Source organism: Methylophaga sp. F-2 (assembly GCF_056859315.1).
Genome location: NZ_JBSXOF010000011.1, coordinates 31,644 through 53,871 on the forward strand (window position 1 = coordinate 31,644; position 22,228 = coordinate 53,871).

24 protein-coding genes are annotated in these 22,228 nt (G+C 39.9%); 5 read left to right on the forward strand and 19 right to left on the reverse strand.

The window, feature by feature from the left end; genetic code table 11:
- The first annotated feature begins 76 nt into the window (after positions 1-76).
- Positions 77-904: a BrxR family helix-turn-helix transcriptional regulator gene (locus AC13DA_RS01230; protein ID WP_482945802.1), complete on the forward strand. Its 828-nt coding sequence runs from the start codon at positions 77-79 to the stop codon at positions 902-904.
- Between the two features lie 424 nt (positions 905-1,328).
- Here the strand turns inward: AC13DA_RS01230 and AC13DA_RS01235 are convergent, their stop codons facing one another.
- From AC13DA_RS01235 to AC13DA_RS01245, 3 genes are all read right to left on the reverse strand, one after another.
- Positions 1,329-1,616 (reverse strand): type II toxin-antitoxin system RelE/ParE family toxin, encoded by a 288-nt coding sequence (locus AC13DA_RS01235; RefSeq protein ID WP_482945803.1) that lies wholly within the window; start codon positions 1,614-1,616, stop codon positions 1,329-1,331.
- Positions 1,617-1,618: 2 nt separating this feature from the next.
- Positions 1,619-1,837 (reverse strand): TA system antitoxin ParD family protein, encoded by a 219-nt coding sequence (locus tag AC13DA_RS01240; protein WP_482945804.1) that lies wholly within the window; start codon positions 1,835-1,837, stop codon positions 1,619-1,621.
- A 251-nt stretch (positions 1,838-2,088) separates the two neighbouring features.
- Positions 2,089-2,337 (reverse strand): hypothetical protein, encoded by a 249-nt coding sequence (locus AC13DA_RS01245; protein WP_482945805.1) that lies wholly within the window; start codon positions 2,335-2,337, stop codon positions 2,089-2,091.
- A 271-nt stretch (positions 2,338-2,608) separates the two neighbouring features.
- Between AC13DA_RS01245 and AC13DA_RS01250 the strand changes: the two genes are divergently transcribed.
- Positions 2,609-3,283, forward strand: a complete 675-nt coding sequence (locus AC13DA_RS01250) for a hypothetical protein (protein WP_482945806.1) — start codon at positions 2,609-2,611, stop codon at positions 3,281-3,283.
- Between the two features lie 57 nt (positions 3,284-3,340).
- Here AC13DA_RS01250 and AC13DA_RS01255 read toward each other — a convergent pair whose 3' ends face one another.
- From AC13DA_RS01255 to AC13DA_RS01270, 4 genes are all read right to left on the reverse strand, one after another.
- The gene (locus tag AC13DA_RS01255) at positions 3,341-3,658 is read right to left on the reverse strand and encodes a HigA family addiction module antitoxin (RefSeq protein ID WP_007146084.1); all 318 of its coding nucleotides are present in this window, start codon (positions 3,656-3,658) and stop codon (positions 3,341-3,343) included.
- 13 nt (positions 3,659-3,671) lie between these two features.
- Positions 3,672-3,962, reverse strand: coding sequence for a type II toxin-antitoxin system RelE/ParE family toxin (locus AC13DA_RS01260; protein WP_482945807.1), 291 nt, complete (start codon positions 3,960-3,962; stop codon positions 3,672-3,674).
- A gap of 68 nt (positions 3,963-4,030) precedes the next feature.
- Positions 4,031-4,339, reverse strand: coding sequence for a hypothetical protein (locus AC13DA_RS01265; RefSeq protein WP_474567933.1), 309 nt, complete (start codon positions 4,337-4,339; stop codon positions 4,031-4,033).
- 367 nt (positions 4,340-4,706) lie between these two features.
- Positions 4,707-5,774 (reverse strand): tyrosine-type recombinase/integrase, encoded by a 1,068-nt coding sequence (locus AC13DA_RS01270; RefSeq protein WP_474567934.1) that lies wholly within the window; start codon positions 5,772-5,774, stop codon positions 4,707-4,709.
- Between the two features lie 1,265 nt (positions 5,775-7,039).
- On the opposite strand from AC13DA_RS01270, the gene AC13DA_RS01275 reads away from it, so the two are divergent.
- Together AC13DA_RS01275 and AC13DA_RS01280 are read left to right on the forward strand one after the other, a co-directional pair.
- A complete protein-coding gene (locus AC13DA_RS01275; protein WP_474567616.1) occupies positions 7,040-8,038 on the forward strand; it encodes a PRTRC system protein D in 999 nt (332 codons plus the stop codon).
- Entirely contained in the window at positions 8,038-8,301 is a 264-nt protein-coding gene (locus AC13DA_RS01280; RefSeq protein ID WP_474567615.1) for a hypothetical protein, read from the forward strand. Before AC13DA_RS01275 ends, AC13DA_RS01280 begins: the two co-directional genes overlap by 1 nt.
- A 213-nt stretch (positions 8,302-8,514) precedes the next feature.
- Here AC13DA_RS01280 and AC13DA_RS01285 read toward each other — a convergent pair whose 3' ends face one another.
- The 3 genes from AC13DA_RS01285 to AC13DA_RS01295 form a co-directional block, all read right to left on the reverse strand.
- The gene (locus tag AC13DA_RS01285) at positions 8,515-8,778 is read right to left on the reverse strand and encodes a hypothetical protein (protein WP_474567614.1); all 264 of its coding nucleotides are present in this window, start codon (positions 8,776-8,778) and stop codon (positions 8,515-8,517) included.
- Between the two features lie 150 nt (positions 8,779-8,928).
- Positions 8,929-10,137: a TraI domain-containing protein gene (locus AC13DA_RS01290; RefSeq protein WP_482945808.1), complete on the reverse strand. Its 1,209-nt coding sequence runs from the start codon at positions 10,135-10,137 to the stop codon at positions 8,929-8,931.
- 160 nt (positions 10,138-10,297) lie between these two features.
- On the reverse strand, positions 10,298-10,720 hold the full coding sequence (locus AC13DA_RS01295; RefSeq protein ID WP_474567612.1) for a hypothetical protein: 423 nt from the start codon (positions 10,718-10,720) through the stop codon (positions 10,298-10,300).
- Between the two features lie 456 nt (positions 10,721-11,176).
- Between AC13DA_RS01295 and AC13DA_RS01300 the strand changes: the two genes are divergently transcribed.
- Positions 11,177-11,704 (forward strand): hypothetical protein, encoded by a 528-nt coding sequence (locus AC13DA_RS01300; RefSeq protein ID WP_474567611.1) that lies wholly within the window; start codon positions 11,177-11,179, stop codon positions 11,702-11,704.
- Between the two features lie 31 nt (positions 11,705-11,735).
- On the opposite strand, the gene AC13DA_RS01305 is transcribed toward AC13DA_RS01300, so the two are convergent.
- The 9 genes from AC13DA_RS01305 to AC13DA_RS01345 all read right to left on the reverse strand — a co-directional run bounded on the left by AC13DA_RS01305 (position 11,736) and on the right by AC13DA_RS01345 (position 22,220).
- Entirely contained in the window at positions 11,736-13,358 is a 1,623-nt protein-coding gene (locus tag AC13DA_RS01305) for a conjugal transfer protein TraG N-terminal domain-containing protein (RefSeq protein ID WP_474567610.1), read from the reverse strand.
- A gap of 283 nt (positions 13,359-13,641) precedes the next feature.
- Positions 13,642-14,997 carry an integrating conjugative element protein gene (locus tag AC13DA_RS01310; protein ID WP_482945809.1) on the reverse strand — a complete coding sequence of 452 codons (1,356 nt, stop codon included), beginning with the start codon at positions 14,995-14,997 and terminating at the stop codon, positions 13,642-13,644.
- Positions 14,998-15,007: 10 nt separating this feature from the next.
- Positions 15,008-15,997, reverse strand: a complete 990-nt coding sequence (locus tag AC13DA_RS01315) for a TIGR03756 family integrating conjugative element protein (protein ID WP_474567608.1) — start codon at positions 15,995-15,997, stop codon at positions 15,008-15,010.
- Complete coding sequence (locus tag AC13DA_RS01320; protein WP_474567607.1) at positions 15,994-16,413, reverse strand: TIGR03757 family integrating conjugative element protein; 420 nt, start codon at positions 16,411-16,413, stop codon at positions 15,994-15,996. Before AC13DA_RS01320 ends, AC13DA_RS01315 begins: the two co-directional genes overlap by 4 nt.
- Positions 16,406-19,156, reverse strand: coding sequence for a conjugative transfer ATPase (locus AC13DA_RS01325; protein WP_482945810.1), 2,751 nt, complete (start codon positions 19,154-19,156; stop codon positions 16,406-16,408). Before AC13DA_RS01325 ends, AC13DA_RS01320 begins: the two co-directional genes overlap by 8 nt.
- Positions 19,156-19,557 carry a TIGR03751 family conjugal transfer lipoprotein gene (locus AC13DA_RS01330; RefSeq protein ID WP_474567605.1) on the reverse strand — a complete coding sequence of 134 codons (402 nt, stop codon included), beginning with the start codon at positions 19,555-19,557 and terminating at the stop codon, positions 19,156-19,158. The genes AC13DA_RS01325 and AC13DA_RS01330 overlap by 1 nt, the downstream gene beginning before the upstream one ends.
- On the reverse strand, positions 19,514-20,842 hold the full coding sequence (locus tag AC13DA_RS01335; RefSeq protein WP_474567604.1) for a TIGR03752 family integrating conjugative element protein: 1,329 nt from the start codon (positions 20,840-20,842) through the stop codon (positions 19,514-19,516). Before AC13DA_RS01335 ends, AC13DA_RS01330 begins: the two co-directional genes overlap by 44 nt.
- Positions 20,842-21,612: a TIGR03749 family integrating conjugative element protein gene (locus AC13DA_RS01340; RefSeq protein WP_482945811.1), complete on the reverse strand. Its 771-nt coding sequence runs from the start codon at positions 21,610-21,612 to the stop codon at positions 20,842-20,844. The genes AC13DA_RS01335 and AC13DA_RS01340 overlap by 1 nt, the downstream gene beginning before the upstream one ends.
- The gene (locus AC13DA_RS01345; protein WP_474567602.1) at positions 21,612-22,220 is read right to left on the reverse strand and encodes a PFL_4703 family integrating conjugative element protein; all 609 of its coding nucleotides are present in this window, start codon (positions 22,218-22,220) and stop codon (positions 21,612-21,614) included. The genes AC13DA_RS01340 and AC13DA_RS01345 overlap by 1 nt, the downstream gene beginning before the upstream one ends.
- Positions 22,221-22,228 lie beyond the last annotated feature (8 nt).

A 22,228-nucleotide genomic window follows, 5' to 3' on the forward strand; every position in this document is an offset into this window, starting at 1 on the left:
TTTATACCATATAATTATTTATACGGTGTAAATATTTACACCATGATATAATCCTTTAAGAAAAAAAGGGGTAGGTATGGCAGCTAGTAACTTAAAAGAAGACCGACAATTAGAACGACTGAAGTACATTGATTTATGTGCCTACGTACTAGGTAGCGTTAAACGTAAAATGCTAATTGATCGTTTTGGAATCAGCGGTGTTTATGCATCGAAAGATTTTGCACAATATCAATCTGAGTCTAATGCTCAGTTGAAATATGACAACACATTAAAGCAATATGTCCCTGTAGATTGGTTCACTCCGTTATATGAACATAATACTCATGATGCTTTGATGCTCATTTCAAAAGGAACGCAATATATTGTATGTGAACCAGCATTGTTCACGAGGTTCCATGAGTATGAGATACCAAGAACAGAAATTGATTTAATTAAAATCGCGCCTGTTTTACGAGCTACATATAGAACAAAAAAAGCTGAAATTGAATATATCTCCCGTTCTTCAGGAAGAGGAAAAAGGCTTATTGTTCCTCACTCTGTGCTGACAGTTGGTAACTTTTACTATCTAAGAGCATTTGATCACAAAACAGGTGAGTTTCGTAATTTCAAGTTAAATAGAATTATGGAGAGCACATTCCATAACTATGAACCTGAACCACGCATGATGATCGAGGCTGACATTGAATGGCAAACTAAATTAAATATTTCACTGGTACCAAATCATGGCCATAAACATCCTGAGGCCTTAGAAATCGATTATGGTTTAGTTAATGGTGAAATTACGCTTAGTATCAGAAAGGCAATGCTGCACTACTTTTTGATGGATTGGAATATTGCACCATTAGGTTACACCGAGCTGCCATCGGAGTTATTTCCGTTGCAAGTATCAAAAATCGGCACTTAGATCCTTTTGAAACCTATACAAAGACAACTCATACCTTACTTAACAAGAAATTAAGCACTGGTGGAATAGGCTATTTATTAGAACAGGTGAATATGAAGGTAAACCCATTTATAAGGTTGGTGTCTTAAATGGTGTTGCTTAGCATAGATCAACTTGTTGACCTACTGAGTGGAGCATTGACGAGTAAAAGAGGCCATTTTGAACGGTTATTCTATTTCTGTTGCTATGACGTAATAAGTTCTCCTGACGATATAGAGGACGAATGGAAATTAGCAAAATTATTCAGCTCAATTGTTTGTGTGGGACGGACCCTCTTGCAATGCCAACATCCTGCATTTTCAGCAGATAAACTCCCTAACTTGAAGAAGATAACACAGATTGTTTATACATAGAGCTGGACTGTATAGATGATCTAATCCAAGTATTACTTGATAACTTTAAAATGGATATTTTTTAGGTCACGATAAAAGTTTTCATGTGTGCCATATTCCATAAAAGTTAGTATTATTTCGTCGTCTTGGAAGTGATATGCTAATAAATAAAGCTGTTCTTTATGTTTATATTTAAAGACCTGAACACCCTTTAAATCGCCTGTTTTACCTTCACCGATAGAAGGATTGGCCATTATTTCTTTGACAGCTTTATCAAGAGCTTTTTTTTCTTGTTTATGGAGCTTCTTTATCTTTCGTTTAAAAGCATTAGTTTGACGCACAATCATCCGAATGTGTACTCGCTAACCTCTCCGGCGTTCATTTCTTCAATACCAAGCAAGACCCCCTGTATAAAACTATACGGTAGATCAGGATTTTCTATAGCAATCTTGCCAATTTTTGCCCAGTACTCAATTTGTTTAGGTGCACTTCTTTCTTGAGCTTTACCATTTATAGTCGCATCATTAACCAGCTCATCTGATAATTTTATTGCTTTAGCCATGGCTAAACCTCACTATTAACCTAATAAGGTTTCATTATAATACTGAAGGTGTCTAAATGAAACCTTTAGTTGTTTTTATTGCCTTCATGAATATGCAAATAATTTACTTCAAGATGCACAGAAATATTAACCAGCGTATCAATACCAAACTTCACTTGAATCGTTGTTTGCTTAAACTGTGACTCACTTGGGGGGCTTTATTTAAACAGTGACACAAGTAGTTTTTTCAGTATTTTATATGCTCCATGGTTTTATTGTGTAGATGCAGGTATATCTAACCTTTTAGGATATTCTGTACCTGAGTGTAATCTATGCTTAAATACATGAAAACCATTTTCTGTATACATATACATCCAGTGTTCACCGAAGTTATCTGCTGTGTAAGGATTTTTTAGATTTTTATTAATCTTATGATTAGCCAACTTATCCCACATAAATACCCATTCCAGACTGTCACGCTCAACAATATCAAGATCCTCAAAACCAATTTTCTTTTCCATATAACCTCCCCTATTTTTGTTGAAATGAAATAGCCTTTATTTCAGTTTCTAAGAATTTCGCTTGAGTTATTTAGACTGCCTTCAAAGTTTTAGTAAACTCATGACCAGACACATTATCCAAGATAGCCACTTATACAGATTGGTTAAACAACACTTGTGCTAACTTTGTTCGATATATCCAAATACCATACATCACGATCTGGATCTGGCAAGTTCATTACGAGTAACTGTTTCGTGTAGATGAGATTTTGGGAAGTAGGGAGGAATTAAGATGGATTTATTTGCAAATGGTACTTTTTTTCATTGTCATATTGCCCAACAGGAGCTCACACGATTCTCCTCGTTTCACTCTCAAACGGAGTCATTTTGGAGAGAGCAGGAAGAAAAACTGCATAAAGATTATGAGAGGAAAATCCATGACTCACCAGAAAACTCTCATGAAGAAGTATTTCACAAGTATGTTTGGGAACAATACCAAACTCTAACTCCAGAATTTCACAGAGAGTCTCTGCTGATCAGTCTATACAACTTTCTTGAGAATCAGATGAATACCCTGTGCGAGAAGTTGGCCGTTTCTGTAGACAGCAGAATTGAATTAAAAGACCTTAATGGTAAGGGAGTAGAGAGAGCAAAGCTTTATCTAACAAAGATGGTAGGTATAGATTTTAATAGATTTGGGGAGGAATGGGGTTACATACAGGACATTAATAAACTTAGAAATTGTATTGTGCATAATGGAGGGAAAATATCGTCAGCTCCTAATAACAAACTACATGAAGTAATCAGAAAAAACTCAAAACTTACGAAAACGGAGACAGGCTATTTATCAGTAGGATCAGATTTAATAGATGATTTCATTGCTACATTACTAAAGTTCTTTGAAAAGATGGAAGCTGAAGTTGAACGATATGGAGCTATTAAATCTGCCGGTGATTCTTCAGAGTAACCTTCAGCATATGCTTCGCAATTGGTAGCTTTTCACCGTCTAAAGATGACTTACCTATTATGCAACCTCGACTAATCGTGCAGCATGATCAAGTTTTTCTGTGAATGATTCGTTATGTTGAGCCTGCCACATGTCATTCATGATCTGTAAGTTAAGCCAGAAGCCAGATGTAGTGCCAAGTACTTTTGATAACAACAAGGCCGTTTCTACGGTTACGCTTCGACGACCAACGCAAAGTTCGTTTACAGTCTTGCGACTAACCCCCATAGCTCTTGCTAATTGTCCTTGGCTGACTTCTAAAGGAATTAAGAATTCTTCAGTTAGCATTTCGCCTACAGGAGTTGGGTGAGCAGGTATTTTCAATTCTTTCATCATAATAATTACCTCATCATTTATATTCATGTGGATCTAGGTAAAGGTCAATAGCTTCACCATCACCCCATTTGAATATCAACCGGTATTTCCTGTTCACACGAATTGAACACCGGTCATTCAGTTTCCCAGATAAGTGCTCAAAGCGATTGCCGGGCGGGACTTTTAAATCATTCTCTGCTTCGGCGGCATGGACTATATCAAGTTTACGCCTTAAAGCACCTTCGATAGCTTTAGGTATTCCACGGGCTGTTGTGCCTTGAAAATAGAAGTCTTCAAGCTCCTGGTCTTTAAAAGATTTAATCATGATTTATAGTAACATGTAACGTTATACGTTACAAATATATTTTAATTGCCAGTTATTACTTGTATAGCTTATTCTGACCAGCTTGTAAGCCACTCCTCAAAGCTCTGATGTGTGATGTGGTTTGATTCGAGGTCAGGTATTAACTCTAGCTTATTACAATGTTGTACTCCGATAATGGTATAGCTGGCTAGTTTTACTGCTTCTTTTACACTCGGTAATGTTGCCAAGTGAACTGAGCCTGAAATGATCACAACAGCACCCTGGTAGGTCTCTTCAAAATACACAGTAATCCTGTCATCGTCATAATCATCATCATGCAGTTTTAGAGGTCTTGGAGGTATGAATGCTGTATGAAGATCATTTCTGACTCTAATCACGACACCATCCTTGTGACTGAATGAATTAAACGTGGATGAACCATATAAACTGAAGCATCAATGTCATAGCGATGGATGACAATTTCTGCTTCAACTAACTCAGAAATAGCTCTAAAAACACTCGAGTATTTTTTGCCCGTTTTTTGTTTTAACTCGTGCAACTGAACAAGTGATACATATGTGCTTGGGTCCCCGTTATCGCTAATTCTATTGAGGACATCAAGAGCTGTTGTGCTCAGGTTATCAACTTGCCCTGTTGTAATAACAATATCTAAAAGTCGATCCCAATGGTTCTGACTTAAATAGTAACTCTTGGACATTAGAGAATAGGTACATGTTGATGACATAGCTGAATGGGAATAGCACATTAATCGTTACTCCCTATGTAAGCGCTCGTGATTGATTCCCTGCTATGGCCAAGGTTTTCAGAAACCATGAGCCTGGCTATCCTTTCCTCGATCATGTCTATATCTCGTGCAATTTTAGGTACATCTTTTACTGCTGCAGGATGACCTGTAGTGCGTGTATATAGTCTTTGTGCGTAACCATGTCTCAGGCCGTGTGGCGTTATACCTGTTTCTCTTGAAATTCCATTTCTTTTGGTTACCCGGTAAAAATGTTTAATCCAGCTCTTTGGATCTGAGCGACGAGGAATCATTGACTCATTAGTGTCATAACTATATGACTGAAGCTCTTCCAGGTATTGCCGTTGCTCTGCTGATTCAACAGGTACAGTTCTGGGTCGGCCACCTTTAGTGCCACGACGAACATGAATGAATTGCCCTTCTCTGTCGTAATCCAGGTTAGGTCGAAATAGCATCGATTCTTTTGCTCTAAGTCCAAATAGATGCGATAGCATTAACTGACGGCCACAATACTTGCAGTCATCACTTACTTTTTGAATTAGCTCATCAATGTCGTACTTGTCATCCCAGCTTTTATCTTCTTTAGCTACATATTCACGCTTCATTAATTCTGGTTTGGAAAATAGCTCTTTGTCATTTAGTCCAGTAATGACGCCCTCTTTGCCCATCCACCCCAAAAAGGTTCTGAGAATAGATACTTTTTGGACTACAGAGGCTGGTTTTAGGTCTTCTCTGGCTTCCCAGAAATGTGTCAGGGCTTTAACGTGCTTTTGACGGATATGTGTTGGCAACGTAATCCGATATCCCAGGTCATGGAGTGTATGGGCCATAGAGCGAATTTCATTAAATCTATTTGCCTTTGTTTTTTCAGACACTGGTTTCTGACGTTTGGCATGTCTAGCGTTGTTCCGATAAACAACTTGCAGGATGTTATAAACAAAAATTGTTCTCACCGTCCAAGGTTTACCATGTCTATTTAGTCGACCTCGCATTTCTGGTGCAGCAAATACATATTCACCATCAGTAATGGTCAACTGTGGTTTATACGATTCAGATAATGATTTATTCATTTTTATACTCCAGTTTTTATCTAGTTACATAAGCAGCGTTTCCTCTCTTTTCACTCGTTAATATTCATCAGTAGTTATCAATCAATCACCATACGATAGGGAACTCTCATCAGGTGCAGCTCTTAACTGCGGCATCATCTTAAACGTGAGTTATATCTTTCATGGAAGGCTTGGTTCAGACCCGACATGACGCCTCTATCACTGCAAAGCTTTGGTAGATGTTCGACCTACCCCTTCACAGACATTTTTACGATAGTCAGCCACTTTGTTTCTCTCTGTCACAGATAGACAAGGTGTTCGGTTGGTTTTGATACACACAAAAATACGATCGTGATTGAATTTGTTCCCAGTAATCCCCGCCAGCAGGATGCTCGATCACGTTATGTCCGCCCTAGTAAAACGCTACTCCGATTGCAGACTTTGTTTACATCAGGTTTTTGGCCAATCTTTTTGTGGTTTCGTATGGATAACATCTAAGCCGTAGCTTGATGTTCTTAGATTGATGCTTGTCTCCATAGAGACAGCCTACTTGTTGGACTGTGATCGCCGTAGCAATCCGATTATTACCGTGTCCATGATGAATTTCAGACATAGATAGATGACAACATGCATTTTCAGCATATTTTCAGTTCTTTTGTCTTTTTTTGAGTGGGCATCGTTTGATAAACAACGCCAAGAGAGAGCCATTTTTTGTGCAGTTGGCTTGCTGCTCTCTTCAGACCCATACGGGCCCGTTGAAGATTGAGCATATTTTCAGATCATTCCCCTATGGTCTGTCAAGTATTTTAAGGATGAGTTTTTTCTTAAAGTCTGGAATAAGGTTCCCATTTATGTTGTATCGTCCTGTTTCGACAGTGGTTTCTGTTCTGGCTCGTCCCCTCAGTCTCCACAATGTTTTTTTCATTTCAATTTAGGTGATTTTTGAGAAAACTGAGAGTTAATTGAGTCTAATGTTCAGCTGGTGTCCTGCAGGACTTCCGTTAAATTGTTTTGTAGAGTTTCGATACAGAGAAGTGAAGAAAACGGTTGGTTAGAGTTCTGTAGGCGTCCTGTGGGACTTCTATGAGCTTGATTTTTGGATGGTGCCCGATGTAATCTATATTTGTTCGTCTTTTCTGACGCTCCTGCGCATAGCTTCCATGGAAGTGTGCATCAAAAAGGCCTTATTCCGGCCATATTTCATACACATCTTTTTCTACGTGCCCAATTAAGGTTATTGGTTACCTCTTTGTGCACGTTTTTCTTATTTCCGTGGAGGAACGTTCGTGAACAATAAACCGGTTATTCGTGCTGTAGACGTTGGTTATGGCAACACTAAATACATCCGTACTATCGTTAATGGTCGAGCTGTAGCAGACCATTTCCCATCGATTGTGAATCGTCCTAGTGCTAGTAAAAATAGTTTTCAAGAAAGTGAAGATATCTACCAGGTAGTTGTGAATGGTAATCGCTACGAAGTTGGTCCGGGTGTCGATGCTGCACTTGAGGGTGGAGTTCGCATAATGCATGAAAATTATATTGAGACTGAGGACTACATGGCTTTGCTATATGGTGCCATTTCACAAATGAATGTCGATGTAATTGATCTTCTTGTTGTGGGATTGCCTGTCGATCTTATGGGTAGCAAGAGAGCTATTCTGGAGAAAATACTGACAGGCCGCCATCGAATTGGTATTCGTGATATCGATATTCGTAAAGTTAACGCTGTTGCTCAACCATTAGGTGGCTTTCTTCACTATGCCTCACAAGCTAAATTACTAGAAGAATTGAGTAGTACTCGTAACTTACTTATTGATCCGGGATTCTTTACTGTGGACTTCCTTGTGTCAACTGGCTTAAGGGAAATTGGCGGAAAAAGCGGAAGTCATCCAACTGGTATGAGTGCTTATTTAAAAGCAGTAGCTAAAGGAATAAGTGAGGATCTAAAGATTAACTACGATAACATTTCACATATTGATGAAGGCATCAGGAAAGGTCGGTTTAGGTTATACGGACAGGATGTAGATCTGTCTAAGTATCACCGATCTGCACTAAGTGAAATAATGCCGGCAGTGGATGCAATATCTAACAAAGTCGGTGACGGCAGAAGTATCGATCAGATAATCCTTGTGGGTGGTGGTGCAAAGATATTCTTGGACCCAATCAAGAAGCTATTACCAAAACATAATATCCACTGCGACGATAATTCAGTTGTAGCAAATGTACTCGGTTTTCAGAAAATTGGTGAAGCCTGGTATGCAAAGATTAATCGTGAGGTGGCTTAATGGTTGAGCAGATTAGGATGAATCAAAAAATACCTCGCACTGAAGATCCTGAGCTATATGATTATCTCTCAAGCTTTAGTGATCGTGGGCGCGCATATCAGGCAAGAAAGTTAATGCTTTTAGGACTTGTACAGCTAGGTAAACTTAATGGGCAAGCTATGAATGGAAACAATAAGCAAAATGAATTTAATCAGTCACCACAAGCTAAGATAGAGAATGAATTCGAATTAATATCACAAGCCGGGGTCGAGGCTTTGTTTTAATTCCGACCAGCTTTTGTAGCTTTCTGATTCTTTTATCAATAAAAAAGCCCCTGCCGTGTTGAATGGCAGGGGCTTTTGATTAGTTCCGTGGAAATAATCTCTTGTGTTAGTTCTTTTTGTGTTTTTTATGTTTTTTGGAATAATGATGTTCTTGGTAGCTAGCTACTGCATAAACACCAAGTACTAATACACCTATTAATGCTGCAATTTCCATCACTTTTCCTCCATAGCATCACGTTCAACTAACCCAAAGACCCAAAGGGTTAGCCCAATACCTACTATTATAGACGTATTAATTAGACCAACACTTTCAAGGATATATCCTGCAAGTCCAGCAATCATGAGGGCGATTGCCATTTTCCTCACATCTTCCTTCATATCTTTATAGTTTAGCCTCATATATTCTCCATATAAAAAAAGGAGAACACCCCCTGAAGGGAGATATTCTCCCTTCAGGGTTGAGGTTAACTGCATCATGAGAAGCAGCTACAATTTTTTAAATATTAACCTTGGTCAATATTTCATAGCACAGCAATAAAACGACTGTGACGCTTCAGGTACTTGATAGATCAAGTATTCAGAATCAGATATAGATAAATCTTACTCCGGAGGCCTTAATAAGGCAATTTAGCCTTTCAAAACAATCATTCTTTCAGATGAGATACCTTTTGATTGCCCCTCTTCAACTATTACACCTATTAGTCTTAATTCATTGAGTAAGTCGGACGGACTATCGGTATAACTTCTGAATGTGCTGGGATACTTAATACTAATATTCTTACCCTCCTGTTTAGCGTATTCAGAAGTTATACGCTTTTTCTGAATATCTACCTTGAGTCTTGCAACAAAGTTTTTTGCTGTGACCTCTTCTTCAGGTTCTGGTGGATAGTCATCAAGGTTTTGAGGAGGTATTTCCATTTCAGGAGGCATTGCTTCAATCTCTGCAATATCAGAAATATTAGTAGCATTAGATGGCATTTCACTGGTCGTCTGAGTAGGACTATCTGAACTTGTTTTAGTAACTTCACCGGTTTTATGATCAATAATCTCAGTGCTCGAAGTCTGTTCTTTTTCAGCCTTAACATCATGCTCTATGGAACTTAATGCTGTTTCAAATGAGATTTCATCTCGAAGTGTAGAAGATGCCCTTACAATGATAGAGTAGAGTGGATTGTCTTGAATCTTACGACTACCTGTGAGTATATCTAGGATGCAGTTGATGAGTTCTAAGTCACCGTATAGCCATTCTATGCCTTCATCTGGCACGATGTCTCTTATGTGAAGAGAAGTAGCCGTATAGGAAAGTGAACTAGTTATTCCTGATTCTTTCTTCATTCGATAGTGATGATATTCATTGATTGGATGTTTCCAGCAAACCCATTCGCCAGCTGGTTTATCATTTTTCGTAAATCCTATTATCTTTACACCCAACATTTGCCCGCCAAAGTCTCTCAGAAGAGCTGTTATAAATAGGCCATAAGTCCAGCATTCTCCTCTATGTGATATTTCCTCAGGTTTACATTTTAGAGGGAGCAATGTACCTAGTCTTAGCTTAAGAGCTAGTGCAACTCGCTTAATAGCAACTTCTATTGCTCCTCCTTTTTTTGCAAACTCACCTTCATGCCCAAACGGTCTTAACTGCAACATCTCTGCCAGGCGTTCGATAGCTGGTAAATAATAATTATCAAAGAATTCTCGGGTGCATCCAGCATCATTTCTAATCTTTTTGATTAGTAGAGTATGTGGGCTTAGCAGATCTTTAGAGTCTAGAAATGGTATTCCGTCAGTAGGAATAGTCGATGATGTAGGAGGGGTTTTTTTTCGTCGACCAAACATCTTTATCTCCGGAGTGTAAGTTTGGCAAATTTAGATGGTTAAGGTAAAAATGTGTAGGAATAACCGGATATTGGTGCGAGCTGGTTAGCTATTCGATATAAGAGATATGGGGAATAGGAAAGAAGTAAAGCCCCACTCAGTTTGAATGGGGCTGGCATGTCTACACGTATTGTAGCTTTTTAGCGTTGAATGATACTGTTGCAGGTTCAAACCTTGGCGCGAGAACCGTAACGCCGTTATCGTTAATCTTTTCTATCATGTACCAAGCGTGCTGGTTATCATCATAAAAATAGGATAAGCGTGTCTTTATTCCTCGACTGTCCTGACATACTGTGGTGTCATATTGAAACAAACTCAAATCACCTTCCGGCTTCCAAGTTGAGCTCTCTTCTCTATTAAGATTTAAGCGAAGTAAAAGCGGTGATAGCAACAATTTTACTGGTGAAAAAAACAACCTTGATAGTACCGTTTGATGTGTATCAGGGTCGTATCTTCCTTGGCGCTGCAGAGAAGCAATGACTTTTTGGTCATAACAAAAGACAATAAAAGCAGTAGTCAATAATGTTGGAATAATATCTTGCATCTGTTTTCTCCTCAAAGTTGATTGAACAACCCCAGGAGATAGATCTACCCCCATAAGGAGAGATAAATCCCCTTATGGGTTGATGCTATCCATACATCCATAGAAGTATGGTTTTTTTAATCGTAGCTGGTCTTTGAACGGCTACAATTGGGCACAACATGAAGTGGTTGTGGCACTTCCTGTAACTAGATTGGATAGTTACAAAGAAGTTTGAATCATATCGTTTTAGTTCTGGGCGTTCAAGCTAATACCGGAGTCTGAGTTGCCAAGAGTATGAACTGGTAGACACTTCTTAATTCTTGGTTACTTTATTCTTATCCGAGCACTTGCGCTAATCTGAATCCATAATAGAATAAAATTAATAATTAATTTATTGTTCTACTTGCGGGTTGTGTGCGATGTCATTCATCCTTTTTTCTTGTTTATGCAGGCTGAGAACAACAAAAAGGATCTGAAATGGAAATCATGTTGATGTTTACCGCAGCAATAATATACGTATCATCTTTTGCTATTATTTCTTTCTGGATGTGGAAGCTCTACTCTAAAGTTACTTCCGGGGCAGACGAGAACACAGTGCCATATAAAGCACGTCGATTAGCTAAAACTATGCCCCTAATAGGAGTTTGCCTAACTTTCGTCTGGTCATTCCTCATAGGTACAGAAATTAGCCGTGAAATATTAAAATTTATGGCTTTTTTATCTATTGGAATACTTTTATTCCAACTCACGTTAGTGTTAATGACTCTTTTTAGTGTGCACTGTAGAGAGAACGCTAAAAAAACAATAGAGGGTCGATTAGTTGCTGTATTGATATCTACTATTGTTCTCATAACTCCTTACTTAGCGAAGGCTTCTTTATGGTTTGTGAGATTAGCAGCAAGCACTAAGTCATCTCATGATATTCCTCCTGAGCCATATGGTTATCACGGTTATGAATCATACGAAGAAAAACATAGAAGAATTCATGGTGGTCGGCGATATTAGTTAAAGTGGCCGCCACCATTTTTATATATACTCAATTAACAGCATTCTTAGCCATATCCGATCCTTGGTTGCCGGCAGCTTTACCTTCACTATTTGCTGATGTTGCAGCGCCAGTTGGTGCGCTTGCTCCACGCTCACCACTCCAACCAAGAATACTTAAGAAGTAGTAAGGAAGAGCCATGTATAAGGATAAAATAAGTATTACAATAATCGATTCAAGCATCCAATTTTCATGGCTTAACCTTTCCATCAACCAATTGGAATCTTTCGCATCGATTATAACTTTTTGTAGGTTGGCATCCAGTAAATCTGTAACAGCCCATATGGCGGTCCAGAATTTGACGGCAAAAATAGTAATTGTTGCTGTTTTGATTGTGCTCCATGAGTAGTTACCTACTAGTAATACCCAAGGTAACAAAAAATATGTAGCCATTAGAAGCGTCGCTTGAATATAAGGTGCCATTTGCTTCACCATGAATAATGCTGGCTTTGCCAGCACTTCAGCAATAAAAGCTCCACCAGTACCAGCTACAACACCTAAAAGGTCTCCCGCAGTCTCCCTATCTAACCCCCACTCGATATCTGTCTCACCAGCAATGTTCAATCCGTCATATATAGACTTTCCTTCATTCTTAAGTACTTCACGAATAGCTAGGTTTTCAATTTCATCAGAGGAGCTGAATACTGATGAAAAATATTTATCAAAGAAGGAAGGTGGAAACTCTTTAACAAGACCGTTTCTTATGCCTGTAGAAGAGTCATTCCACCATTCACTGCAGCTTGGGTAGCCATTCTGAGGGATTGAAATATTTGGATCAGAAGAATCGTATGCCATGTCACTAGGTCGGCTTGCATCAAATGCAAAACCAGGAACAGGATTTTTTGCGAACTCATTCTGATAAAAATTAGAATTAAAATAACTAGAGCCCGGCCATAAAATATCTGTTACATCAACTCCTTCCGGAAGCTGTCTGTGATTGTTGTAAAAATCTGCCACTGCTGGTTGAAAACATTCACTTACAAACCGTTGTGTTTGCCTTTTTAGATGTGGGTCTGATATCTGGATTGTAGATAATTCATATTCAGCTTGGCGCATATTCATTTCACATGGTAGTCGTGAAATTACGGCATCATTAACACCGCCAGTAACTGACATTACAATATAGAACCAAGGTGGAACTCTAGCCTCCTGATTGTTGAGCAGGTTTGGTTTAAATATTTCATCAAATCTTGTTCCGCTATTACCAGCGTTAACAGTATTACCAGGAGTTCCAGTATCAGCTTGGCATGCCTTGGTGTAGGCTATGGAGCCATACTGGATGGTTATATATGGTGATACTGCTAGCATCATCATAATGATCAATCGAACTATGTCTATTTCAAGTCTTCTTAAGGAGGTAGCTGCAGCTGCTTTAGATTCCTGACTTTCAATAGGTTTGATTACATTATCGATTATCACTGCAAAAAAAGGCAGGTAAGCCAGTCCTGTGCTAGATATGACACCCCAAATAATTTCATATAGATGCCACCCAAAGGTAGTCATGAACATTTCAATAAAACTGCCGGTAGACATGGTGCTTAACTCAATAGCTTGGCTGGCAGGGCTTCTACGACCAGCACTTCGAATGCGATTACTGCCAAAAAAACGTGCCATCGCATAGATTTGGCTCTCAACCCTTGAGCACTATCAAGACCTTTAGTAATCGATAAGTAATCGATTATTTCATTCCAGAATAATATTACTCCTCCAATAACTGCCCACCGTAGATATCGAGCAATAGATGAAATATTATTGACAGAGTCAAGTAATCTACTTACCTGTTGGTCGCTCTTAACGGCGGAATAAAGAAGTGCAAGTATTACAACTAGTCCTAATGAAATGACTACTAGTGCCAGCAAGGCCTTTCTTATGTAACTACGACCTTTCCTCTTCGCCATTATTCTTCCTCTGTGCTGATTGTTTGGTCTGGCGAATTAAATCGTTTAGGCGATGTTAAAGTTGAAATTCCAACACGACGCTTCACTGTTTCTACTTCTTTGATTGTTTGAGCTGTTGAGTTTGCTAGACGCTTACTCATTTCATGCTCGAATAAGGTGTCATCTACAGACTGTTGTAACCTAGCAGTATATTTTTGTACTGCATCCTGCGCAGGCCCATTCTGAGAAACATTCGGTTCTTGAGAACCTGATGATAAAAGTCTTAACAACATTAATGATTTTTCAATGACTCTTGCTGTTGCTACCTCTTGGATTAAACGCCCTTTGAGAATATTCTGATCAGCTGAATTTAGCTTTCTTAATGCTTGTATTGTGTTCGAAGTAATTACAACACTCGATGTGGAAATATCCATTAAATTCTCATTGTTCAGCTCTGAAGTCCCACTAATCAGATTGTTATACTTAGGAGTTAATCTCTCGACCTCTTTGTTGATCTCAAAAGCCATTCCTCTAGCTGGAATTGTTTCTGTAGGTCGATCTGAATATGTTCGAACTTTCTCCTCACCTAATAGAGAGCTACTAAAACTTATGAGCTCACCAGGTGTACGCCAAAGCTCTGAAATTCTACTGCCGTTCATAGGTGCAGCTAAGTTTGAATCGGCACTTCTATTCAATGCTTGGTTATAGCCAGCTTTTACAATGTCAGAGGGTATGTTTATGGGGGATTGACCACGTCCACCTGCTTTACTGCCTCCCAGCCAAGTCACTCCATTTTCACCATTATTTTTGTCAACTGTCTGTTGTGCTTCAACGACGTCAACAGGTGCGCTTCTGTATCCACCACCTCCCATTTGGTCGCGCCAATCGTGTGTCCGAGAGATATCAATCCAGCCCTCAATAGGGTTGCCGCCTTGAGAAATGGTTTGTTGCATTTGTTGGCAGCTTTGTGTTGAAACTCTCACCCCTTGTTGTGCCCGAGCCATACTATTCATCAATAGTTCGTATAAGCCAGGATTGGCACGTTGCAGCATTAGTAGTGGCAATGAGGCAATAGCTCCTGTGGCAGCATCAGTAACCTGTTGTTGTATAGCGTCAACACCACTTTTAACTTGATTTAATGTATTGGCCACGCCAAGAGTTGGATCGAATGCACTGCAATTGAAACCACTTCCCCAATCAATAGATCCGCCCAAGACTATACTGTTTGTGATAGGTGAAGCAGGCTGAGAAATCGGGCGTTGACCACCGATTCCGTAATACCAACCTGAGTTCATATCTGGCATTTGCAATCCAGTAGCATTTACATTTGTGAAAATGATTAGTGAGGTAACTAATGTTATACGTTTGAGTATCACAATGCGGTCCTTATGGGTAAGACATGAAATTGACGCTGTATAGGAAAAATTGTCCTTTCCTTTGACAGCATTGATAAGGACGCCATAACGTCCATGCATAGTTGCCGGTAGATGCGTTGTTACTATTCCCATCCCAACCAGTTAGAGAAGTGGTATCGTTTTCACCAAATACCGTGCAGCTGTTGGATTTCCTTGGCGCAAGCATTTGCCATTTACCATTCTTATTAGAATTTTCTTTCAATGCACCAGGTGGCCAGATTCGACCGTTATAGCTGGGTGTACCAGATAATGATTGATAGACGTGTGGTTGTCCGTTACGCGTAACAATATCGCCGACACGCTGAGCTATAACAGCTGCAGCCTTCGCATCGGAAGATTGAGATATAAAACCAGTTCGAGGGTAAACTGAACCCCATGTGTTACTGGGGAAGTTTCCTATTTCTCTTCTTCCAGGAATTAGAGCATCTGGATAAGCTGTTTCAGGGATGCCAAGGCGCCAAGCAATAGAATCCGTTCCAGATACAAAATAAGGATTGAACGCAGTAGCTTGTGAAGGACAACTATAGCTAAATGAGATTGAGGAAACCGGGTGTCCAATAGCATCACTAGACTTAAATTTCAGCGTGTTTAGCTGTGTTCCCTTGTTAGTTTGATTGCTCCCTGCATCTATAGAAGCGGCTTTATTGATTAGAGAGCCCACGGCAGACTGAGATACATTGCCAACTATACTATTCGCCTCAGTCCATGGATTACTTCCGATTCCATTATGGGCACTAACGACAAGGTCGGGGTTGTGATGGGCAATTTTTGGTGACGTTTCGACATCGCAGCCATGACTGGTACATCTAAGCCAAAAACATACTCCAACTAATCTATAATCTATGCATGATGCACTGCTAGCTGAAGCTACTATATCGGCGGTGCTGATGGTTTCGGAGTCTGCATTTACTGTAAATGGAAGAACAGCCGCAAATGATATTGCTAAGACTTTATTCATCATTTACCTACCTTCTCGTGGTAGATATTTATTGCCTTGTTAACATCACTCTCACCATAAATTACTTGCTGACCATTATTGAACACGACGGCAGGTAATTTATTAATTTTATATTGCATAGCTTTTAGAGAGCCTTCATAGGCAGTGATTAGGTGTGATTGAAGTTCACCACCAAGTGCTTCTATTCGCTCTTTAGCTTGTCTCTGTGCGATGGTTGGGTCTGATGAAAGTCCCTTACTCAGCTTTTTCTTGAACTGATCTGGTGCACTTAAATCATAAGTTTTTAATGAAGAAACTCTTTCCGCCAGATGCACATTAATAAGTCTAGTTTCTCTGTCATAAAAAGCTTCGACGATAAGCCCATTAGCATTAGAAACACTCGAAATAAGCAGTAATACAAGAAATAGGTACTTAAGCATTAGATGTCTCCAAGCTATGATTGCGGCGGGCTTCTTTAATTCTTTCAGCCACTATTTCTGCTGCACTGACGCGATCACAACCTCTTTCTTCCATAATCTCACGGCGTTCTGCTTTTTCATGCTGTTCAGTCATGGCAAGTGCTAGTGATATTGCCGGAGGTATAGCTCTGAAAAGAGGGTCAAGATTGTCTGTGAGAATGACGCCTTCTGTATATTGTGCTGGTGACTTTCTGGCAGCTAAAAGTTTTGATTCTTGTTCTTTGGTGAGATCCTTAAACCTAGTAATTTGATTAACTTCATCCCTAGGCATTACAAGACATATCCACCATTCGAGCATTGCCAACATTCGACGACTATCATCAGGGAAATCTTCTAAGTTCTGTGTAGCTATCCAGAACCACGCACCTAGTTTCCTCCACATTTTCACAATCTTGATTATGTAAGGTGCTAGAGTCGCGTTTTTAGTGATGATATGCCCTTCGTCTGTTAGCATGAGAGTAGGTCTACCTTCATGCTGTTCACGCTCCACAAGAGCATGAACGTGATTCATCAAACTCATATACGCAACAGTCAATTTGTCTTCATAACCTTCCCTGGCGAGAATCCCCATATCAAAGATCGTGATGTCTACATCCTGCCATTCGGTACCCGGACGATTAAATAGTTTTCCTTCAACACCTGTACAATAGAGTTCCATTGCATCAGCCATTTCAATAGCTCGTGCAGTTCTATTCTGGTCAAGGTCTTCGGTGTGACGCATTGCCTCAACAACATCTTGAGTTAGAACCTGGTCTTTGCCATTGTCTTTTGCAAATTGTGCTGCTCGGTAGATTGCTTTCCGAATGACTAGCCGGTCAGCACGATGAAGCATGTCATCTTCTTTCTTTTCTCCACCCGTAATCATCACTCGAGCTGCTAATTCCATCTCACCTAAATAATCTCTATCTTCATCTTCATCTTCATCTTCATCTTCATCTTCATCATCAAGGCTAGATTCATCAGACTCCTCTTCAGTCACAACTTCATCTTCTGATAGTTCAAGAAGTTTCATAGCATTGGCAAATGGCGGGAGAGAAATGTCTGCACTGGGAGTAACAGACATTTGATTCACGGACAGGCCATGTTTAGCCATATATTCACCGAGCAGCCCGAATGAGTCACCGGCTTCAACTATAAAAATTCTGGGTCGATGAACAGCAGTGATTTTCATCACCGCATCTACAAGAGAAGCCGACTTACCGGCACCAGTAGGGCCTATGATTAAGGCATGAGCATTCTTTTTTCGGTCTTGGTTGTTGAATGGATCAACTAGAAGTGGCTCACCACCACGATTGAAATACATCAATCCTGGATGATCTGTTCCTTTCGAGCGACCATACACAGGGAGCATAGAAGCAATGTGACGTGAGAAAACCAGTCTTGAACGACGCTGTTTCTTTTGTACCATTAAACTATCGAACTTCATGGGTAAGCTTCGGATATACATATCCTGCTTTAACAAGTCTTGATTTTCTGTAATCGGCTGAAGATTATTGCTTAGTAATAAAGATTCGATAACTGATACAGCGTCATCAAGTTTTTCAAGATCATCGGCACGTGTTAGGAAGCTTATGTAAACCGGATAAAGGGTATTATTTTTAGCTAATTCATGTTGAGCGGTTTTTGCTTCTTGCTGAGCTATTTCGGCCTCAGCATTGTCTCCCACAGCAGAACGCATGATTCGACCAAGATGATTAAGAACCTGGTCTCTAGGCTTGATTTCTATACTCATCGACATTACTGTGCCTTCAGGCATTCTGTCGAACATAGCAAATGTATGCTCACCGGAATTTCTCTCGGCTGTGAATAAACCATTTTTGGGGACACGACGAAGGGCTTGAACACTTACTGCTGTGTGAGGCATACCATCGAAATACCAGATACCTTTTTCAGCATCTGAACTCGGTCTAGAGAGAGATAATTGTTCAGCTAGATCATATCCATATGCTAGATCTTCATCACCTGGATATGGTGCTACCTTTAGTAGGCTCTCACTGTCACCTTTCGTTATAACTGGTTTGGGATTTAACCAACGGAGCATCCATTCATAGAGTTCTTTACCTCCAGCGACATTTGCTCTCATGCCAATACCAGTAAACTGAGTCAATAGTCGTTTGCGAATTCTACCTAACTCTCGAACATCTCTATCGTAGTCTGACTTGTAGTTTTCGGGGAAGTAACGATAAAGACACATGCGTACTTTACGTCTTTTACCTTGCCATCTTCCTCCAGTAACTACCTCATCAAAAAATAGTCCATTGGGTTGACCAACTTGGTGCAAATGTTCATCCATAACGTTTAGGAAGTGTTTCGTATATGGAGTGTTGACAGCTCTTGGATGAGCATACTCACGGATTTGGTCTGTTAGGGTTCTAACACTTAATTCGTCTTGAACAAAAAACTGTAAGGTCCACGGTGCTACGTTATCTTCTGGAATTGTTTCTGTGATCGTTGCTTGCAGCTTTTCCTGAATTTCAACTATGTAGTCTTCTGTCTTTGCCTCTACACCAACAGGTTCAATCTCAAAGAGAGCACCGATACCTTTACCGTCTTCTAAGAGGAATACTTGGTTTTCACTGTCATATTCTCTCCACGGGAGCAAGTTTGTGAATGATGGTTGCTCTCTATAATCTTTTTTCACATCCTCTTTTGTTAAAGGGATACTGGAAGATGATAGGCTTTTTGCGAATAGATTATTAAGCATTACATTTCACCTGGCATTGCATATTCAGGACGTTCATAGAATGGGAAAGCAGTTGAATACCCCGGCACCGGCAAACGTGAATCCGTAGATAGGTGGGGATATACATACATAACTAGTGTTGGGTTAGGTAGACGAGGAAACTGTTGCTCGATTTCACTGTTTGCATCACGCGTATAACCAGCGAGATCTGAATCATCATTACCAGCTAGTCTTTCTCGAATACCCGATATCGTTAATGCTTTACTTTGAGTACCAGATACCAAACTACTTTGATGATTTCGATAAACATCTTCCATGGTTGGACCTGTTTGAGGTAGCAAATCATCTTTTGTTTGATATGAACAAGCTGATAACAGACTAATCAAGGCGATGATTGATATCTTTGCTGCTGTAACGCGCATGTCTTAATTTCCTGCCATTAGGTTTATAGTTAATCGGTAATTCAGCATCAATGTGGACGGCGACGTTCGAGCCGGTGTCTACATAAATCACATCGAATGTCTGTTGTTGCCTTTCTTGGAGCCACTCACTAATTGCTGAAGTACCACCAGATAATGATTCGAATGCCGAATTTCTTAAGGCGTCACCAGTTACTGATGAAGTTGTATCTCCTTGAGGTGACACAATGCGTGTGGTTTCAGCATCAGCGACCGCTTTAGCGCCTGCTTCAACTCCTTTTGCAAAAATAGAGCCTGCTAAGAAGGTAGCTGCATTAGATATTCTTTTGCCTGATACACACGGAATACCTCGATTATCTGAAATCCATGCAAGACGATTAACTGTTCCAGAGCTGTTGTTAGTCTGAAGCTCTTGATCACCTACGCTTAGTGTTTGTATCGTTCCATCATCAAAGACATAGGTGACAGATGTTAGATCTGCTCTGACACATGAAAGTGTCCAATCACCAGTGGCAGTGCCAGAAAATATCATGTGGTTTACTTCTGGCAGCTCAAGACCGTTAGCCGTAAGGTTTTCATTACCAACAATAATCTTTACTGGGTAAGGATCTTCGACGCTGCCATTTATTGGTACACGCCCCAATAGGGCGGTCATCGCTGTTGACCCGATTAAGGTAGAGTTTCTTGGAATTGTGTAGACGGGTTCAAAAATCATTTCCTGATTTGAACTTCCAGTAATGCTTTGACCAACACTGTTGTTTAGGGAACTAGTATCACCAAGAATGTCCGAAGCATTGTCTAATGTATTAGAGGGGCTGAAGGATGATGGAGCAATCCCATTTTCGTCTATAGACGTTGCTGCATCAATTGGTTCTATCCAAACATCTCCTTGTGGTTGAATGTCTGGAATCGCGATGTCCATGTCAAAGTCATTTAGTTCTGGTGGAGATTCATTTTGTTTTTGAGTTAATGTTTCGATTTGCTCCATCAATGATTCTATGGAGGATTTTGTGTCACTATTTTCTTCAGGACGTTTTGCAAGCTGTTCTTTTATATGTTTTTGCTCTGCGATTAACTTGTCATTTTCTTCACGCATTTCTTGCACAAGCGCTGTTAGTGTGCGAAGCGTGTCATCAGTGGTATCTCCATCAGGAACATACTGTTCTCCCAGCTGCTTAACTTGTTTGGCGGCTTCTTTATCTGAAGTTCGGGCCACAACTGCGATCAATATGACTATCAACCCTAATGCGATGATTGGAATGAGCTTATTTGTCCTTTTTTCAGCCATTAAAAAGACTCCCAAAAAGGTCGATCAGAAATAAGATAGAGAGCAGTAGTGTCAGTTATCTCGCCATTTGCTCCTAGTGAGGCATGTTGAAACGTTGCAGCAAGCCATTTACCTCGGATTTCACGTGGATCAAGAATCACTCGTTCTTTCTGCTTATTAACTAGCTTCACTGCTGTTATATACAGGCCACCATTAGAAAATGAGATAACAGGGGTCATATCAATGATTAACCCCCTGATTAGGTGTGTATCTGATTGTTGAGCTACATTAACTCGGTGGATACCTTCAGGAATGTTAATAAGTCTCTCAGGTGCATACAGATGATGTGCAGCAACTCTTGTTAATGTTTCATATCCATAGTGTGTTAGATCATTACTTTCGGAATTTGATGGAGTCGTGACGGCCTTAGACTCCGGGTATAAAACGGTCACTTGATCATCGCTACCAAGAGAATCACTGGACGAAAGATGGATAACTACAGTCTTTTGACTTACTGTGTCTTGGACTAAAATTCGTTTATCTGTAAATTCTTCAAGACTTTCCCAGTAAATAACACCGTTGTTAGATAATGTACTTAGAGAGTTAGCTATTGCTGCTGGTATCTTTACTCTAACGCTAGTTGATGGAAAGACAATCATCCTCTCCTGATTTGGTTTCAAGACGACTTTTATTGGTGTCTTATCCCAGATGACTTTCTCGTCTGCAAACGTTTTTGTAGGTAAAAAGGCAAACGTAAGAAGAGCCGTTATGATGATGATGAAGAGCTTCATTATTCTTTTACCGTTGAAATAATTCGACTTGGATTTTCTTGAAATCCATCCAGCATTAGTCCCCATGGATTGAATTCAGGGCTAACGTTACTGCGGACGACTCTAATTGGATATCGGATATCGACAGATTTAATAGGTACGCCACGATGAGTTTCCGTGATTCTGAGATCGAGCCAAACAACAAAGTTATTTTCATTGATAATGTCTACTCTTCGGTCGTCATAAGCCATATCGTTTATTAAAGTGACAGTTCTTGTTCGCCTATCTAATTCACCGCGATTACTACGACGAAGAATGTCTTCTTTAAGCCATTGTTTGTAGCTTGGAGATATGTATGGAGCTAGTTCTGCAACGCGTGCTGGGTAGTCTTTCGCCCCATCTTCTAACCATGTATTGAGGTATTGAAAGATACTGACTGCAAAGCTATATGCAGTTGTAACAGGTATTTCGTTAAGTGTGACGGTGTTGCCAGCTCGAAGGTCCGGTGGAAGATAAAGCCTTTGAACTTCTCTAGCCTTATTTGCTGACATCCAAAATAAAATACAAAACAGAATTAAAACACCAATAACAACTCGGAGTGTGATGATGTGCGACTTCAGATTGTCCATGTCTCCTC